13 protein-coding genes are annotated in these 18,985 nt (G+C 38.9%); 3 read left to right on the plus strand and 10 right to left on the minus strand.

The features are described from left to right. Positions 1-16: 16 nt before the first annotated feature. The 10 genes from ACJJIJ_RS01435 to moeB all read right to left on the minus strand — a co-directional run bounded on the left by ACJJIJ_RS01435 (position 17) and on the right by moeB (position 14,265). Entirely contained in the window at positions 17-1,183 is a 1,167-nt protein-coding gene (locus ACJJIJ_RS01435) for an acyl-CoA dehydrogenase family protein (protein ID WP_444938456.1), read from the minus strand. Positions 1,184-1,240: 57 nt separating this feature from the next. Further along, the gene (gene pigE, locus ACJJIJ_RS01440; RefSeq protein WP_444938457.1) at positions 1,241-3,745 is read right to left on the minus strand and encodes a prodigiosin MAP biosynthesis aminotransferase PigE; all 2,505 of its coding nucleotides are present in this window, start codon (positions 3,743-3,745) and stop codon (positions 1,241-1,243) included. 16 nt (positions 3,746-3,761) lie between these two features. Beyond that, a complete protein-coding gene (locus tag ACJJIJ_RS01445) occupies positions 3,762-6,179 on the minus strand; it encodes a hypothetical protein (RefSeq protein ID WP_444938458.1) in 2,418 nt (805 codons plus the stop codon). Positions 6,180-6,208: 29 nt separating this feature from the next. Beyond that, positions 6,209-7,324 carry a hypothetical protein gene (locus tag ACJJIJ_RS01450; RefSeq protein WP_444938459.1) on the minus strand — a complete coding sequence of 372 codons (1,116 nt, stop codon included), beginning with the start codon at positions 7,322-7,324 and terminating at the stop codon, positions 6,209-6,211. 1 nt (position 7,325) lies between these two features. Further along, positions 7,326-8,519, minus strand: coding sequence for an MFS transporter (locus ACJJIJ_RS01455; protein ID WP_444938460.1), 1,194 nt, complete (start codon positions 8,517-8,519; stop codon positions 7,326-7,328). Positions 8,520-8,570: 51 nt separating this feature from the next. Continuing rightward, complete coding sequence (locus ACJJIJ_RS01460) at positions 8,571-10,250, minus strand: class I adenylate-forming enzyme family protein (protein ID WP_444938461.1); 1,680 nt, start codon at positions 10,248-10,250, stop codon at positions 8,571-8,573. Continuing rightward, positions 10,247-12,160 (minus strand): CoA transferase, encoded by a 1,914-nt coding sequence (locus tag ACJJIJ_RS01465; protein WP_444938462.1) that lies wholly within the window; start codon positions 12,158-12,160, stop codon positions 10,247-10,249. Before ACJJIJ_RS01465 ends, ACJJIJ_RS01460 begins: the two co-directional genes overlap by 4 nt. Before the next feature lie 203 nt (positions 12,161-12,363). Beyond that, the gene (locus ACJJIJ_RS01470) at positions 12,364-12,636 is read right to left on the minus strand and encodes a MoaD/ThiS family protein (protein ID WP_252084778.1); all 273 of its coding nucleotides are present in this window, start codon (positions 12,634-12,636) and stop codon (positions 12,364-12,366) included. Positions 12,637-12,657: 21 nt separating this feature from the next. Continuing rightward, positions 12,658-13,068 carry a M67 family metallopeptidase gene (locus ACJJIJ_RS01475; RefSeq protein WP_252084779.1) on the minus strand — a complete coding sequence of 137 codons (411 nt, stop codon included), beginning with the start codon at positions 13,066-13,068 and terminating at the stop codon, positions 12,658-12,660. Positions 13,069-13,095: 27 nt separating this feature from the next. Continuing rightward, complete coding sequence (gene moeB, locus ACJJIJ_RS01480) at positions 13,096-14,265, minus strand: molybdopterin-synthase adenylyltransferase MoeB (RefSeq protein WP_444904003.1); 1,170 nt, start codon at positions 14,263-14,265, stop codon at positions 13,096-13,098. A gap of 527 nt (positions 14,266-14,792) precedes the next feature. Here moeB and ACJJIJ_RS01485 point away from each other — a divergent pair. The 3 genes from ACJJIJ_RS01485 to ACJJIJ_RS01495 are packed head-to-tail and all read left to right on the plus strand — an operon-like array spanning position 14,793 to position 18,979. Further along, a complete protein-coding gene (locus ACJJIJ_RS01485) occupies positions 14,793-15,803 on the plus strand; it encodes a class I SAM-dependent methyltransferase (RefSeq protein ID WP_444938463.1) in 1,011 nt (336 codons plus the stop codon). Between the two features lie 51 nt (positions 15,804-15,854). After that, positions 15,855-18,182: an efflux RND transporter permease subunit gene (locus tag ACJJIJ_RS01490; protein WP_444938464.1), complete on the plus strand. Its 2,328-nt coding sequence runs from the start codon at positions 15,855-15,857 to the stop codon at positions 18,180-18,182. A gap of 20 nt (positions 18,183-18,202) precedes the next feature. Beyond that, a complete protein-coding gene (locus ACJJIJ_RS01495) occupies positions 18,203-18,979 on the plus strand; it encodes an outer membrane lipoprotein-sorting protein (protein ID WP_444938465.1) in 777 nt (258 codons plus the stop codon). The last annotated feature ends 6 nt before the right edge of the window (positions 18,980-18,985 follow it).

The raw sequence follows: 18,985 nt of genomic DNA on the forward strand, positions 1-18,985 counted from the left end.
TGGCTATCAAGGGAATTTAGCTGGCTACGAAACAAGGCCCAACGGATCTTTTTAGACCCTTCGCTATGATATTCATATGGATTTCTGATGTTCCATCTATAATACGATACAGTCTAGCATCGCGATAGAAACTCTCAATCACCTCTTCATCGTGACAGCCCGAGGCGCCAAAGACTTGGACAGCCCTATCTGCAACACGCCCCAAAGTTTCGGTTGCGAGTATCTTTACTTGGGAAATGGCAGCTCGAGAATCTAAGCCAGTATCAATTTCCTTAGCAGTTTGTAGAAGAAGTGCTCTTGCAGCTGCAATTTCAATATTACTATCAACAATCATTTGTTTTATTTGGCCAAAATCAATGAGAGCTTTACTAAATTGTTGACGATCTTGGGCGTGTTTCTTCATCAAATACAGCAGACGGTGGCACTTTCCAATTGCCCTGGCTCCGACTTTACTTAATCTTGCTTTTCCTAATGTATCGCCGAGGATTCTAAAGCCGTCATTCTCCTCTCCTAGTAGCGCATCTTTTCCCAGAATAAGGTTGTTGAAAATTAGCTCACGATGCGTTGTACCCTTAAATCCGAGCATATTGAAACTTTTGCCATAGGAAAATCCCTGTTGACTCCTATCAACCAAAAATAAAGAGATTCCACGTGGACCAAGATCTGGTTGAGTTACAGCTGCAACAATAAAGTAGTCACAGAAATCCGCATCACTAATGAAATATTTCCTTCCATTAAGTATCCAGCCAGTATCACAACGTACGGCCCTAGTAGTAATAGATGCCGCATCAGAACCTGCCTCAGGCTCAGAGACAGCTAATGCTGAGTGCCGATCGCCTCTGATACTAGGAATTAAAAAACGCTCAATTTGTTCGGCTGTACCTTCCTTAATACACTCATAGATATTTCCTGCCGCTCGACGTGCAAGAATTTCCTTGGTGGCTCCGAACTGTTCTTGCAAGAGAACGTTATCTAATGTGGTGAGCCCCCCCCCTCCAAATCGGCGATCAATATTGGCCGCAAAAAGACCCTCTTGTCGAGATTTTCTTATGATTTCATTAGAAGATTCTGAACTTATTACACCAGATTTCTCAACCTCCTTTTCAAGAGGAAGGAGTTCTGTTTGTACAAAATCACGTGCTCTCTGAACAAGCTTTTCTTGTTGTTTTGTTAATAATGACATGTTTATCCTTTAGCTGCTGGCTTCCATTAATAATTAATTGCTTAACATGTATGATGGTTAGTCCATAAAAGTAGACATGTCTCGGCATACTGAATCGAAAGCAGAAATAAATCTTAATGCTTCTTGGGAATTCAAAACCAAGGGAGGTTGAATCCGCATCACGCGACTATTGTTGGCAGTAAGAAAAGTTAAAATATTATGTTCTTGAGAAAGCTTTGTAACGAATCTTAGGGAAAACATATCTTCCAAATTGGATTCAATTGCATCAATGGCAGCAAGCATATGATGCTTGGCATTATCTGACAGCATTTTGTAAGTTTCACGAGAATTCCAGGGTAAGCGATGAGCAAGTTCCTGAGCAGTAGCATTAATACTGCCTTTGAAAGACTGAGAAAATTCAATTGCAAGCATAAGTCCCATTCCCCTTACAGACTTAATGAAGGGGTATTGACTGGCAATTTCTTCTAATGAGCTTTTAAGTTTTTCTCCCATAGCTATAGCATTAGCTGCTAAATTTTCTTCTACAATAACATTTAAAGTCGCAAGAGCCGTAGCAGCAGCCAGGTTTCCGCCTCCAAAAGTTGATGTATGCAAAATACAGCGATCCATACTACCGTAAGCGCTATCCCATAAACGAGGATTTGATATCGTAGCACCAATTGGAATAGTGCCACCAGAAAGTGACTTGGATAATATTAAAATGTCAGGTACCACATTTTCCCACTCACAACAAAAGAGTTTACCGGTTCGACCTAGTCCCGTTTGCACTTCATCGAGAATCATTATGACATTATATTTAGTACATAAGCGCCTGACTTCTTTTAAATATCCTTTAGGTGGTAATAGAACACCGCCTTCACCCTGTATAGGCTCAAGGATAAATGCCCTCACGTCACCTTTCTGTAATTCCTCCTCTAATGCGGTCAAGCAACCGAAAGGTATTTCATGGCATTCAGGTAATAGAGGTTCGAATTCTGATCTATGTTTGGTGCGGCCAGTGATAGATAATGCCCCAAGGGTTTTTCCGTGATAGCCATTATCACAATATATCAAACGACCCGTTGAAGTTGCGGCAAGAGCCATTTTAATAGCAGCTTCCACAGCCTCTGTACCTGAGTTACTGAGGAAGACTCTTGATAAATCTCCAGGAGCAAGCTCAGCCAGCCTCTCTGCAAGTAGAGAAGCATGATATGGCATGGAGACATACTGAACAAAAGTAGGATTCTCCGATGATAAATAATCTGTGATAGCTTTTGTTACTTTAGGGTGATTATGGCCAGTATTAAGGCACCCATAACCGGCAACAAAATCTAAGTAAATTGTTCCATCCATATCAGTGAGTTGACATCCACTTCCGTGATGAAAAACACGTTCAATATGATTAAATTGGTAAAAATCTGCCATCACAGGATTAATGTGATGTCGAAATCTACTAATGGTTTGAGTGCGCTGTAGGTGTTTTGAAGTATCAAGAGAGACCTGAATATCACGATGATGGCGAAGAAGCCCATAAAAATGGGAATCGGTAATCCACTCTCCGTCGGTGGCCATTGGTACAGTGGTAAAACCATGTTTTTCCGCTAGTTGGCCAATGTTTAATACACGCTCTGGCGGCAGTATTCTACCTAATGAATAGTCTTCTCTGCATTGCTCTAAAGTTAAAACTATAGTTTCTGCTAAGCAACCATTCATGAACTTCTTTGGAGCAAAATTTTTAGTGGCTTCCCCGAAGCTGACTTCAGGACCTGCAGAAATCAGGCCACCATCTATAATCAGAATATCTTCTCTCGGCTGTAGTGTGGGCATTACATCCTTAGGTAAGGCTGCGTCAACCACTATTGAGCCAGAAAGAAGTCTGGCTGGATCTATTACACTGCCTGTAGAAGTTGCGGCAATATAGAATTTAATTCTACCGTAACAATCTTCAATATTATTAGTGAGCGTTACAGATGAATGCATCTGGCTAGGCAGGTAGTTCAGATATTTATCAGGATCGCTCTTACCTCGATGCACTAATGTTAGGTGACAACCTTTATCGATAAGTAGTTGAGCAATAGCGAGAGAAATAGAGCCTGGATAGCCTATAATGGCAACTTCTATACCTTGAGGTGATAGTTCGAGCCGCTCCATAGCTTGTAGAATGTTTCTTTGAGCAGCATAAGCTGTTAGAGAGTTACCTGTGGTGATTGGAATTGAGCATTTCTCTGTTGTCTGCAGGCCCCGATTTCCAACGATGCCAGTGAATCCACCTAACCCAACTAGTTCTGCTCCTCGGCTTTGTAAGTCATTGATTCCCTCAATAACACGTTTTGTTACATTTCGATGTTCCGAAAGCATTTCCTCTGCGGTTAGAGGCATATAGTGGATAATTCCACTACATTGTGACCCTGCCTTACTGATAACGGAATCAAAAGTAGTAAATGGCACAAGGTTTTGCTTTTTCCAGTAGTCCTCATGATAACCATTACTTTGCTCATCAATATTTCGGTTGACCAAATCAATAAGTTTAACATGACGCTTCAGGGCAACTGATGTTGGGTGAGCGATAAATCCAAATTTCATTCTTTTAAGTCCAAATTCAAGCTGTAATTCGATTCCAGGAGGCTTCAGAGATTAGGCTTAGACCATCTCCATCAGAATTGTGGGATAGAAGCACCTCAGCAATATTTATTCTTCCCTTTTGATTCAAAAGATCTCCTATTTGCTGCTCCTGATAGCTACTAACCCTTGTTCGATTAACAATGATATTGCGGGAAGTAACAGGCTCTCTCTTATGCTCGGTATGGTTCTCCTGAAGTGGTAAAGGCACCACTACCTGTCGACCACAGCCGGATGGTGTTCTTTTGTCCAAATATGTTTGAATCATTGATAAAACACCATTGCATAGATACAAAAGTGTAATATTAATTTTTGTCCCATTTGGGTTTTGAGATAAAGCATGGACAAGTTGACTCTCAATATTGGGGACCAGTGCTCGTGCACCATCGCCAATAAATGCCAATACATTTTTATCAGAAGTTCTAGCAATGTAGGGTAGGGCAGAAAGCGCATCTCCCATTAGTGCTCTTCCGTACCAGCCAGAAAAACTACGACAGGTCCTTGGTATATTACGTATTGCAGATAACCCACAGCGCCCTACATCATAAACACCAATGAATTCAAATGCATTGTTTTCAATTAATCTCCTAACCTGTTGACCTAATTTCAACATGAAATAATTGGCTGACATTGGAAGGCTGGCCATATAATCCCCGGGTACACATTCGTCAAGATTTGTAGCCTCTGTCAAGTATGCTAAGCGATTTTCTTTGATGTGATCCTGTACGTCTAAGTGCGCCTTTATATACTCCAAGAGTTTTACAAGAGGCATATTAAGGGCAATATTGCTGTAAGGAGAGAGATGACGTTTATTTTTATTAACTTGGACGATATGGATATTACGCTTCAGTTTACCTTCTGAAAATGGGGTCGCAGCCTGATCAATTTTATGTTTTAAAAAAAATTGACTAAGAGTATCCGGCCCTCGTAGTTTTCCATTGTCATGTAGGTAGTGATAAACCCGTCGACTGAAAGCATAGACGCCGAAGGTTCCAAGATAGTTTTTATTTAGTTTTCCATTTCTATAAGCTTGAACCGTACCTGGATGAGTTAATGAATCGGTAAGAGCTATACCTGCATCTTGCGCAATCTGGGTTACCAACTCAAGCTCATACTTAGAAAGCGGACCACAGTTCCAGAGTAATCTGATATCAGAATTGTTAATTAAGTTCATAACAGTATCGAGATCATTCTGATGTATATCATCAGGTTCGGATACTTTTGATATGAATTCAGATGGGCTAAATGTATTCTCCCTAGACTCGAGTATATTTGGAGTGGCAAAAATAAAAACGGGACCAGGATTTTCATGCATGACTTGAAAAGCCTTATTCAGCTGTTCTGATAAGGTTTCCCGATCATGTAGGTATACGTGGGGTATCCTTCTGGCAGCTATGACTTCACGCCCATCAGTATCAACGTCAATTGTTCCCTGAAAAGCAAACCAAGAATCAGCTGGACTATCAGCACATATAATTAAACCTGGGGCTTTTGCTCTTTGAAGGTTGGATAAAGTACCACGAAATTCATCAATCATACCAGAAGTGACTGTAATAACGTATGAACGCTCGAATAGTTGCCATCCTGCTAATGCGCCAGCAGCTAAACAATGCTCATTATTACCAGTTAAACATCTGGGCGATGAATCATCCTGGACATCCGTACATAATGCCTGTATTGAGCGAATTAAGTTGGCTACCATAGAGCCCGTATAATAGTGGAAATCCCATTGCTTCGGCCAGAATTCTTGCATGTGACTAAAGATTGCCTGGGCGAGTCCAATTGGTGATTTAGTGGTTGCTGCAGTTCTTGATAATAACTTATTGAGATAACCGTGCTCCATGTGATCAATCAATAGTTTTAGCAATTTCGCCCTAACTAAATCCGGATCGTCTTGTAGAACTTGAATCTGAGTACTGCCATCAACATATGATAAAATACTATTTAGACTCTCTTCTGGCACGTACATAACTTTAGAAAATGGAGTAAGTGTACGTACTTTACAAGATGATATTAATAAATCAAAAGGGCTTTCGGGTAAGCTAATGTTGGCCTCTTTGGAGTATTCAGGTAAATATTCAGTGTCAACAATAAATATGTCAAAAACAGTATTTTCCCCAGGCAACACCTTAATTGCTTCATTTAAATCTCTAAATATATATGGAGTAAATGAGAATTCATGACGTTTGCCAGCATTCGTTAGATAGTGTTGAGCTTGTTTTATAGTGGCATTCAATATGTCCCTATTATTTTTCGGCGGTAGAGAAAATGGCTCTATCGTAAATGAGCAATCATCCTCAGGATTTTGAATGACATGGATAAGAGAAAAAATATAATCCAGCTCTTCAATAAGAGCAGGATTCTCAGAAATAATGCATATCCCTATGTTGTAATTCATCTCTAAAGTTGAGCCTCTAATTCATTTTGTTAAATATCGTTTGGGTCAATAATTTTTTCTGATATAAGCAGAGCCTGCAGAAGAAAAAAATATCCCCATATTGTTTCACCTAAACTTTCTTCGCTAGAGTTAATACGAAAAAAGCAACCATTAAAATATGCCTCATGGGACTGGTCGTTTATATTGAAGTAGTCAGACTCAATTATATTTTTAATAATAGAGTTGGCTTCTGCTCGCCAATCAATCATATTGTTTGGACATGCGGAAAGTTTATACATTGATAATGCCGCGATCAGTGATGCAGAGGGATCCAGATGATTTCGATTTCCATTTTTAAGGTTCTTAGGGAATTTATCAGAATATTCATTAAGCCATTCAACGCACAATGATTCAGCCAATGTATGATAATCTCCGCCCCAAAGACGGGAAGCAGTAGCCAAGCCCAAAAGTCCCCAACTATGGCCTCGAGCCCACCCCTTGGAAGAATTGCTTATTTTTGTTTTATTGCTTCCAAGTGTAGCATTTGCAGAAAAATTACCACTTGGGTCGAGCATAAACTTAATAATTGAATCTGTGTGTGATCTTGCAGTAGAACGGGTTTCAGAGTCACCATACTGTAACAGTTGGATAAGAGCAGCAAGGCCATCAATATTTAGTGTGTTTTTTCCTTTTTCCCCTGCCCCCAAAGCGGTTCCCATAGGATAGCAATCCCACTTCGAATTGAAACTTTGAAAGATGGTTTTTGCTGCTTTTTCCGCTAATGAAATAGACTTAGTATCATTAAATAAACGAATGCCAGGCGCTAATGCATACCAATAAATCATGCTGCGGAATATTGTGTCTGAATATAGTTTTGTTGTGAGACGTTCTAAAATAGAGGACGCGTAATTTCTATCAATATCCTGTCCACTGACTTTTGCCTTTAACCACCAGCTGCCACACCAAAATCCGCCCATCCAAGAACCTCCTGAAGAAAATTTCCACTGATTATCCTGGGGGGATGTAAATATTGGGAAATTATCATTACAAGAATAAGAAATTCTCTCTAAAGTATTGGTTATGGCATATATGGCAGTGTAATTTACACTTGTAGAAGAGTCTGAAAAAGATGACTCTTTATTCTCTGCCAACAAAGAATTATTCATTTTAAACAGCTTCTTGTTGAGTGAGAGAATGTTGGTTTGCAAGAATCAGGCAAGAACCACCACTTATCAACAGGATTGAAATAGTAAATATCCATCCACTTGAAAAAGATTCAAAGAATGAAATGATCATTCCAAAAATAGATGATCCGACGGCTATACCAGCAAAAAAAGCAGCAGATATCATTCCAGATGCATAGGCAATAGGGCCAAATCTTGAATCCTTTACAACCATTCCCATAGCTATTGCATTAGTTGCCACAATACTTAATCCAATTCCAATGACTCCAATATAAATTGGCCAAGAGGCCTCAATATTTGATTTCATTGTGATAAATATGGCTAGAATAGCGAATCCAATCATCCCTACGATAAACATTGCTTGATTATCAAATGATGAGGCTATAGGTGTCATTATAATTCGAGAGGACATTCCTGTAATACCAAACAATGTAATGAGAAGCCCTGCTTGCTCTGGGCTTAGGGATAAACTGATTGCAAAGCTTGGTATATAAGTGATGTATGCAGAAAGAACTGCTCCAATTCCTCCTTGGGTTAACATTAATAGCGCAAGCTTTCTATTTGGAATGTAATGTTGAGAGGATTTCCTTACTAGAGGCTTATTTGGAGATACTTTCCAACTTAGTATTGCCATTACTAATGCTATAGGTACTACAGCCAAGAAAGATACTCTCCAACCCCAATTATTTGCTATAAAAGGCAGAGTGAAACCGGCAAGTAATGCTGATAACTGCACTCCAGATTGCTTCATACCGACCATCATGGCCTTACTAGAGTCTGGGATTCTTAGTGCAATTAACTTATTAGTTAAGGGATTGGCTAAGGCTTGAGAAAGACCAACTATAGAAATTGCGCCAATGATTGTCCATAAGCTATCCGAGATACTAATTATAAAAAAAGATATTGCAATTGTTATGAAGTGAAGAACATATGATGCCCTAAGACCAAAATAGTCGACAGCATTTCCCGCAAATAGGGATAAAATTGATGCTAACCCAAAAGAAACCATCACAATATAGCTCAGGTCACTCTCTTGTACTTGTAGTGCTTTAATTAAATATGGGCTCAGCACACCAGTTGCATAAAGAATGAACATTGGTAATGCCATTGCAAGTAAAAGAACCAGTCCAATTTTTATTTTATCGAACGGATCTATATGAGTTGGAGGGGCACTCATGATCGATTTAATCCTTTTTAGGGAGGTGGGGTATCCAAAATGGTAGCAAAATTATGTTACAGTATCGTATTCACTATTCCTTGATTGTTCTCTGCTCTTTCCCAATGAAGAGATATTTTCCACAAGCATTTTTTTATTAATTTTTCCGGCAGGGGTCATCGGTAGTTGCCGGTAAAATTGCAGATACTCTGGTAGTTTATTTACTTCCAGGCCTTGATCCCTAAGGTAATCATTAATTTCATTAAGTGAGAGAAGATCTGAACCTTCGCGCAGAGTGATACAGATACAAACTCTTTGGCCAAGATCTTCGTCTGATACAGGAATACAAGCTGCACTTATAATCTCAGGATGAGAGGTTGCAATTTTTTCAATTTGAACAGGGCTAATATTCATTCCGCCCCGAATAATGATATCTTTTTTTCTCCCGAGAAGAATAAGATATCCATTATCATCAATACAACCCAGATCACCAGTATAAACCCAGCCTTCATGATCCCTGTAACGTTGGTCTAGATCTGGGGCATTTACATATTGCATCGGCGTCATCGGCCCTCGCCCAGCTATTTCTCCGATCTCCCCTTGAGCCAAAGGTTGCTTTTGATCATCTACAATTCGAATTTCACAAATACTAGGATTTGGACGTCCAACGGATCTACAAATAGAATCTAAAGAATCTTCCAATGTATTATGGCAATTAATACCATCGGCTGATCCATAAAGGCTAATAATTCTACAGTCAAAAGCACTAACACAGCGATAAATTGTCGCTTGATCAATAATGGCGCCACCACTGACAATGGCCGTAAGACACGATAAGTCAGTTTTTTGTAGTTCTGCAGCCGCCGCCATACGCTGAAACATGGTGGGAACACCAAAAATATGACTTGGTTTATGTTGCTGTATAGCCTCTATAGCAGTAGTTATATCAAACTTTGGAAGAAGTACTAATGAACCTCCCATCCAGGAAAGCACGCCAAATGTCGCACTAGAGCCAAATGCAGTACCCAAAGGCATAAGGTATAATGCACGAAAGTCTCTATTGGGCTTAGTAATTCTTTCTAAAAACCGTCCTCTTCCACCTAATATAGCATTGTGTGAATAAGCAACTAATTTGGGTTCTGATTCAGTACCTGAAGAAATAAGAAACCTTACAGGGCTATTAGGGCATACTTTGATCGGAGTTTTAAGCGGATCATTTTTAAATAATTCATCAAGATCATTCCAGTTAGTTTCACTGGATGCTGGTTTATCACCTTGGACGATAAATGTTCTCAATGATAATGCATTTGGACGAATCGATTGAATTATTTCACAGTAATCAATATCTGCATAAGATCTTTCAGTAATCAATGCTCTGGCATTAGTACGCTTGATAACAGATTTAATATCAAGGCTGCCTCGCCCAAGTGGAATCGGGCAGACAACAGCACCGATTGCAGCACATGCAAGATCAATAGCACATGATCGCCAGGAGTTGACCAGCTGATAAACAACAACGTCCCCACTGACAATCCCCAATTTTAAAAAACTATTAGCAAGCCGGGCTGCGGACTCAGATAATTGGCTGTAAGTTGTTATTGTATCTTTCTCAAGTACTGCTGGTTTATTTGGTTGTTTTATAGCGTTTTCGCAAAATTTTTCATAAACAGTTTGCTCGGGATAATATCCTTTAGAAGTCCAATCCTGTCGCACCGAAATGGGCACTATATCAATCACACCTGTATTGTTCATTTGAATCTCCATGGCGTGGTTACACGAGAATAATTTGAGGTTTGAAAGTTTTCTTTAAAGCGAGGCTGCTTGGGTAGCTCTTCGAGTGACTCTATTACTTGACTACATGGGATGTTATGTTTCTCAAAAATAAATAACCACTCTTGAGCATTTTTGTCTTCAAGAATTTTCTCTAATTTTTCATCTATGTTCGAATGTTCTAAATCTCTGACCGTCAAATTTATTTCATCTAGCAAAGGAATTAGTTCATTAGGTGAGGAGAACTCTAGGATGATATATCCATCTAAGGTCTTGAATAGTCTTCCTTTCTGAAATTCAGGTTTTTGATGTTTTTCCCTAATAGATTTAATAATTGGTTGGGTTAAAAGTGTCGCGCTTCCTAGTAATGAGGTATCTACACGACATCCCTGGTTATTAAAAAATTTACGGAATAGACCTAAGGTGGTTCCTTGAGCTGAAATTATCCCACCAAGAACATCGAGGGCTGTATATAGGGTGCCTCCATTATTCTTATTATTATGTGAAAGCTCACTAGCTAGTCCAGAATAAGCCTGTACGGTGAAATCAGTACCAGGATAGTGCACATCGTTATCTAGAATTCCCCATCCACCAGCATAGTTATAAACAATATCAGGGTTTACCTTTTTCAAATGTTCGTGGTCGAGTTGTAGTTGCTTGGCTTTTCCTGGAGCCCAGTTATGAATAAAGACATCCGCAGTAGATACTAATGAAAGAACTTCAGCGCGACCCGCAGGTGTTTTAATATCGATTTCCCGAACCTCTTTAAGATGGTTTAGTGCGTCAAATCGCGCTGAACAATCTCCAGCAAGAGGAGGCATTCCTCGTAATGGGTCACCACCAGGTGGCTCAATTCGTACTACCCTAGCTCCCAATAAGGCTAGTAAATGGCCAGCTATAGGCCCTTGAATCCGTCGGCAGGATTCGATAACAGTAAGTCCACTCAAAGGTTTACTTTGGTCAGTAATAAAGTTATTTGAAGTATCTTGATTTAAAATATTTTTTGAAGAATCTTTGTATATATCATTATTAATAACTTCAGGTCTAAGTTGCCATGGGCCTCGTTCCAATAAAATAGATATATCTCTATCAGTGGACCTTTCTAAAAGTGTTCTCTGACGACATACTGCGACCCCCGATTCACTTGCTAACAATTCAATATCTTTAAATTTACAAGAAGAAATTTTTGATATGAGGGTTCTTGGCAGATATGATGTTGCTTTAGCATACCGCTGCAGAAATGACTGCCAAGCTTTGCTCATATCCTCCTGGCTGATCCCAAGAGCACTCCAGAATCGACGCCAAGGTTCTGGAGAAAGAGTTTCTAATTCAAAAAGCACACCATCTGCTGAACAGAAAGGTGGTCGTTGAGAATGATCGTGTACTCCGGGAGGAATATTCTCCGCATATTCATTTACAGTTGCACCAGCAAGGTATTGCCCAACACACAATAACCCTGCAGATACCATGGAGGTTTGAAATCCTCTCGAATTTAATCCGCGTCTATGGCCTATAGCGGTGGCTATACAGCCTAAAAGAGTTAAAACAGCTGATGCGCTAGATAGATAGGGAGCATTCAAGGCATCTATTCCACCAATGGAACGTCCATGAACCGACATCAAGCCAGTTGCGGCTTGAATCACAGACTCTGAGCCTTGCCGTAGGGGATCATCTGACCAAAAAGAGAAAAGGTTTTCCTGAGTTCGTCTATCTGAAGATATAAATTTGAATGGAAAATTTACATCACTATTTAAACTTAAATCATTTTCTACTTGAATTCCTAACGCATGGCACTGATACTGAAAAGTATTTATTGTTGACTGTAGGTGAACCGGAACTTCTTTAAAGTTACCAATAATTGTACAATCGCTAAGAAATTTATCCATTTCCATAATTTATATACCACCAAAATCTGTTGCCAGTAACACAATCGATTAAATTAATTGAGGTCGTCATTTAAGAGCAACAAGGTAACTCTGGTTATTTCTCTACCGGTTAGATTAGGTATCACTATATAATGTAAAAAGGTGAGTCGATAATGCCGACCACCTTTTTCAGATGTTAAGGTTTTTTACAGTTTTTTATTTGTTTTTAATTAGCCACCTGCGACAGCTGGAAGTATAGTAATGACATCACTTGATTTTATGTCTGTAGCTAATTGGTTTTTGAAGCGGATATCATCTTCATTTACATAAATGTTCATAAATTTGTGAACTTCCCCTTCTTTTAATAAGCGGTCTCTGATCCCTGGATATTGCGATTCTAGAGATTCTATTAACTCTTTGACTGTTTGTCCTTCAGACGTTACTTCTTTTTGATTGTTAGTTAGAGTTCGTAAAATAGTGGGAATCTTTACTTTCACTGACATGCTTTTATCTGCCTATTTGTTTTATTGCGATACTACGTTAATTGTTTCTTCGATGGCCTTTTTGTCTACTATGCGATAGCTACGCACTTCACCTGGTTTACCCCCAGTTGTTGAAACCAAAACATAACTGGCATCAGGATACCAAGCATGTTGAATATCTTCTTTACTTGGAAAGGCTCGGGAGTTTGTATGTGAGTGATAGAACACCATTGGCACTTCATTTTTTTCTTCCATTTCTTGCCAGACCTTAAACTGTTCTTTAGGGTCAAAAGCAAAAAAATTTTCAGAGCGTGCTGCATTTTGCATCGGCACTATTCTATGAGGTACTTGATTATCTTTTTTACCAAGAATAATGCCGCAAGCCTCTATAGGGTGCTCAGCAAGTGCTTGATTCATAATAGATTCTATATGTACATCTAAAATCTTCAGCATAGTAAATTTCCAGTCTGTGCTTTAGTGTTAATAAGCTGGAAGTTCAGGTTCAATATCTTTAATCCAGGCAAGAATGCCTCCATGGAGATTGTAAAGATTAGTGAACCCCTGATTTTCTAAAGCGGCTAGAGCTTGTCTGGATCTTCCACCAACTTTGCAGTGTAAAACTATGAAGGTGTTTTTATCTACCGACTCTAATCCACGCCCGGCTAGAATGTCAGCTTTAGGAATATGAATAGCACCTTCAATACAGCAGATGTCACGCTCTCCGGACTCCCTTACATCAATCAGCAGATGCGATTTTCCTGTCTGCCGAATTTTATGCAATTCAGTGGGTGTTAAAGTGGGAATTTCTTCTTGTGCTTGCGAAGGCTTAGTTAGTCCGCAAAAAAATTCATAGTCACAGAGTTCTGTAATTGGTTGTCTATCGGGATTACGATAAATGGGTAATTTACGGAAGGTCATATCCAGTGCATCATAGACCATCAATTTCCCAATAAGAGGACTCCCAATACCGGTGAGTAATTTTATGGCTTCAGTCGCCATAATTGAGCCTATTGCTGCGCATAGGACTCCTAACACCCCTCCCTCCGAACAGGAAGGTGCATGCTCAGGGGGGGGCGGCTCTGGATATAGATCACGGTAGTTGATTCCTATATCGCCAGGAGCATTTTCCCAAAAAACAGAGGCTTGGCCTTCAAATCTGAATATTGAACCCCATACATAAGGTTTTTTGGCCATTACGCAAGCATCATTGACTAGGTAACGAGTAGCAAAATTATCTGTTCCATCTAGAATAAGATCATAATCTGAAATTATTTCTAGAGCATTTGTCCTATCTAGACGTGTTTCATGCAGTTCAACATGAACGAAAGGGTTGACCTCTTGAACTGTTGCTTTTGCGCTATCGAGTTTATTTTCACCTATATTGGATTGGCCGTGGATAACTTGACGCTGAAGATTAGAGGCATCTACTGTATCAAAATCTACGATACCGAGTGTTCCTACTCCCGCTGCAGCCAGATACAGTAATGCCGGTGATCCGAGTCCGCCTGCACCAATAATCAAAACTTTACTGTTTTTTAACCGTTTCTGCCCATCGATTCCAATATCTGGCAACAGTAGGTGACGGCTATACCTCTCCATTTCTTGTTTACTGAGTTCGTGAACGGGGCTGACAAGCGGGGGCAGTGTCATTACGTAGTCCTTGTTATATCTTTTATCTATCGAATTTGATTATCAAACCGTTTTTTATTGAGGTTCGATATAAAATTAGGCTCAAGATTTTGTCATATCACGAACAGTCGAAAGGGTTAACGGCGTTCAGCAATTGATATTCCTTCGCTCCTGTAATGATAGGAAACGATTGCAGAGCAGCCTATTGTGTTCTCATAAAGCAAGTTTCAAGGAACGATGTGAATCCTGAAGCTAATTTTGTTTACAGGTTACTTTGAAGCAAATAGGAACTCTGGAATGAGATTTAGATCTGTTTGGTATCTATAGCTATTTATTGCGTTTTCTACTTAACCTTGTTACCAATTTGTCAATAAATGGCTTAAAGCTTTAGTTATTAGCTTTCAAATTTTATAAATAATTTAATCTGACTATGTTTAGAAATCTCAATTGTTAACCGCTGGTTTTTCAGGCCATCTGTCTTATTGGGTAATTTTTGATTATAAAGTTTGTGATTAGATATCTATTGTCAGAAAATATTGGAATTATCAATGTTGTTTAATAAATCCTCCTTTGGGGATGATGCTCAATTTTTTTTATTTGATACTCTAGTGGCTCCTTTACGGTGGGAGATTCTATCAGCAGGGATAAAGCTTAAAATATTTGATTATCTGCAGGATGCACGTACAGCTAAGGACGTTGCTCTTCACTTAGATTTTCTGGAGAGTCGGGCTGAACTTTTCCTTAACTCAATGGTTTCAATAGGATTGATTGATAAGTTTAAAGGAAAGTATCAAATAAGTAGCTCCTATCGTTCTTTATTGACTTCTGGTTCCGATTCTTCTTTGTGTGGGTTATTGCAGCATCTCAGTCAGATAAAGCATGTAAGTGAATCTGAGATTATTGACCTCCTGAGCAGTAAGCATCAGAAGAAAAATGGCCCTACTATGAAAGATCCAGAATTTTGGAACGATATGATAGAAGGCCTTAGATTATTTCATTTATCAGTTAGAAATCCAATAGTTTTAGATGTTCTAATGTCACAGCCTAACTGGTCTGATGTTAATCATATATTGGATCTCGGAGCAGGTTCAGAGCAGTTGGCTATAGATCTACTTTCGGTTAAGCCAGATCTTAAAGTAACAATTTTTGATTTGCCTGGTATTGCCTCTCTAATTAAAAAACAAGTTTTTCAAAAAGCACAGATAAATGTTTTAGAAGGTGATATGAACACAGCTTCTCTAGGGAGCGGATATGATTTAGTTTTTGCTTCGATGGTCTTATATTACGCCGATGATCTTACTCATACCTTAGAGAAAATACGTCAATCTCTTAATCCTGGTGGAATGTTCCTTAGCTTTCATGAAAAGCTGAATAGCGAAAGAACATCTCCTGAGTTTCACATTGTTGGTCGTATTCACGCAGAACTAAAGTTGGGTCCACTCTCTTTATCTGCTGGTTCTGTAGAAAAAGCTCTTGCTGAAGCTTGCTTTAAAGATATCTTTACTCAAGTCTTGAAGACTCCGTTTGGTGATATCGAGCTGGTGAGTGGAATTGCTTAGTAATGGTTACTAATTTTTGTTAGAAAAATATTCTCTTGGGAGACCTATGTAATGGAGCAACTATTTAGAGGGATTCTATCGCGTCCAAAATTGGTATTGTCTGTTTTTTTGCTTTTTTTTGTTGCCTGTACAGTTGGTGCTAAAAACCTTTTTTTTCGTGGTGATTATGCAATTTTTTTTGACGATTCTAATAAAGAGCTTCAGGCGTTCAATGAGATTGAAGGTACCTTTAACAAGACTGATAGTTTGGCGATAATTATAGCGCCAGAAACTGGCGATATTTATACTGAAAGATATCTCGAATTGATAATGCTCCTCACAGAAGATGCTTGGAATATTCCTTATTCCAGTAGAGTGGATTCCATTGCCAACTATCAGCATACTGAGGCTCAAGAAGATGATCTTTTAGTTGAAAATCTCGTATTCAAGAATTATCCGTTAAATACAGAATATATTAATAAAGTTAAGTTTGTTGCTGAGAATGCCCCAAGGCTTAAGGGGGCCTTGGTTTCAAAAACAGGTGATTCCGCAGTTATTAATATCACTTTTCAATTGCCGTCAGGCGATAAGACCGCTCGAGTAGCTGAAATTACGGACCATTCAGATAGGATGCTTGCTTCCTATCAAGAGTCATACCCTGATGTTTCATTTCATCAGGCTGGCATCGTTGCTATGAACTCTTCCTTTACCAAGGCTGCTCAAAAAGACATTCTCACTTTAGTGCCAGTAATGTTTGCGGTAATTAGTTTATTATTAATTATGACGCTAAGGTCGATCACCTATGTAATTTTAACCTTGGTTATTGTTGTTGCAAGTGTAGTGGCAACTATGGGGATTTATGGTTGGGCTGGAATGTATTTGAGCATTGCCACAGTTAATGTTCCCACAATGATAATGACTTTGGCAGTGGCAGATTGTGTACACTTGATTACCTCTGTCAATGAAGGCAAAAGACAGGGGTTGGGAAATCGAGAAGCTGTTGTTCATAGTTTTAAACTGAACTTTATGGCTATTTTAATTACTTCTGTGACGACGGCTATCGGATTCCTAATAATGAATGTTTCTGATTCGCCTGTCTTACGGCATATGGGTAGTTTATCTGCTTTGGGAGTTATGTTGGCTTTTGTTTTTTCGATTTTCCTTTTGCCAGTATTGTTATTATTGATGCCAGTAAAAGTATATAAGGAAAGAGGAGGTGTTTATTCTAAATTATTTCAATTACTACCAAATCTGATAATTAGTTACCATCGAAGTATCTTTTGTGTCTCCACTATTGTGGTTTTGATTGCTGGCTATATGGTGATGCAGAATCGAATAAATGATGAGCCGATAGAGTACTTTGATTCCAGTCATAAATTTAGAATTGCTGCCGATTACATGGAGAACCATATTAGCGGCATGACTAATATTAGTATTGCTGTCAAGTCTGGTAAATCGCAGGGTGTAGTTGATCCTGATTTTATTTCTATGCTAGATGATTTTACAAATTGGCTTCGTATGCAGCCACAAATAGATCATGTTGCTAGTCTAGTGGATACCTATAAAAGGTTAAATAAAAACCTACATGGTGACAAGGAAGAATACTACAAGTTACCCAATGATAGAGAGTTGGCTGCACAATATCTTCTATTGTATGAACTTTCCTTGCCCTATGGATTAGATATTAATAATGAAGTCGATATTGATAAATCAGCGGTTAAACTGCAGTTGACAACTAAAAATTTAGGTAGCGGTGAGCTTGTTGATTTTGAAAACAAAATATATGACTGGTTCAGTAGTAATGCTCCACAATATGAAATAGTTGCATCTAGTCCCTCTCTTATGTTCGCACATATTGGAGAGACAAACATGCATAGCATGCTTAAATCATTACCAATTATTTTAGTGTTAATTTCTACACTCTTAGTTGTTGCATTAAAGTCTTTGAGGATTGGAATAATCAGCTTGTTACCTACATTGGTTCCAGTTTTATTGGGGTTTGGTTTGTGGGCGTTTATTTCAGGAGAGGTGAATCTAGGTTTGTCTGTTGTCGTGTCACTTACATTGGGTATTGTGGTGGATGATGCTGTTCATTTTTTGAGTAAATATCAATATTCTCGTCGGCAGGGAAACTCTGTGGAAGAAGCAATATCCTACTCTTTTAATACCGTGGGGCGTGCTCTCTGGGTAACTTCTCTCGTACTGGTTGCTGGATTTCTTGTTCTTGCATTATCTAGTTTTCGGTTGAATTCAGATTTAGGTCTTTTAAGTGCTTTAGTGATTACAATTGCCCTAGTTGTCGATTTCTTACTTCTGCCAGCTGTGCTTTTAATTTTTGATAGAAGAACGGATATTGTGCAAGCCAAGGCCAACAATGAGCTTTTGTCTGCTGCCAATTAAAAATATCAATAGGAAAAATCATGATAAAGAATGGAATTTTAACTTGCTTGTTACTTCTTTTGGCTTCCCTCGCGATGGCGAATACCGAAATGGGGCAGGAAATTGCCAAAGAGAGAAAGGTTAGAGATGAAGGCTGGAGAGACTCAATTGCAACTGTCAGTATGTTGTTGAAAAATGCATTGGGTGAAACTAGCTCAAGAGAACTTAGGGTTAGAACTCTGGAAATTGAAGGTGATGGAGATAGAGGATTAACTGTATTTGATGAGCCTCGTGATGTAAAAGGAACTGCTTTTTTATCCTATTCTCACATTAATAGTCCAGATGATCAGTGGCTTTATCTACCTCGGTTAAAGAGAGTTAAGCGAATAGCCTCACGAAATAAATCAGGGCCTTTTATGAGTAGTGAATTTGCCTATGAAGACATGACTTCCTTTGAATTGCAGAAATATAAGTTCAGCTATCTAAGAGAGGAGCTAATAAAGGGGAGGGAAACCCTTGTTGTGGAACAAATACCTACTGATGAGTATTCTGGCTATACAAGGCAGGTAGTCTGGATTGATAAAGACCACTATCAACCAATTAGAACAGAATTTTATGATCGAAAGGGGGAGTTATTAAAAACATTACATTTGGAGGACTATCGACAATATTTGGAGCAATATTGGCGGGCACATGTTTTGACAATGATAAACCATCAGACGGGTAAAAGTACTGTGCTCACCGTTCATGATCTTAAATTTAAAGTAGGGTTGGGTGAAGATGATTTTAATGTAGCGACGCTTAAAAGAATACGTTGATTTTTT

This window comes from Microbulbifer mixtoriginis (SeqCode) (genome assembly GCF_052467945.1).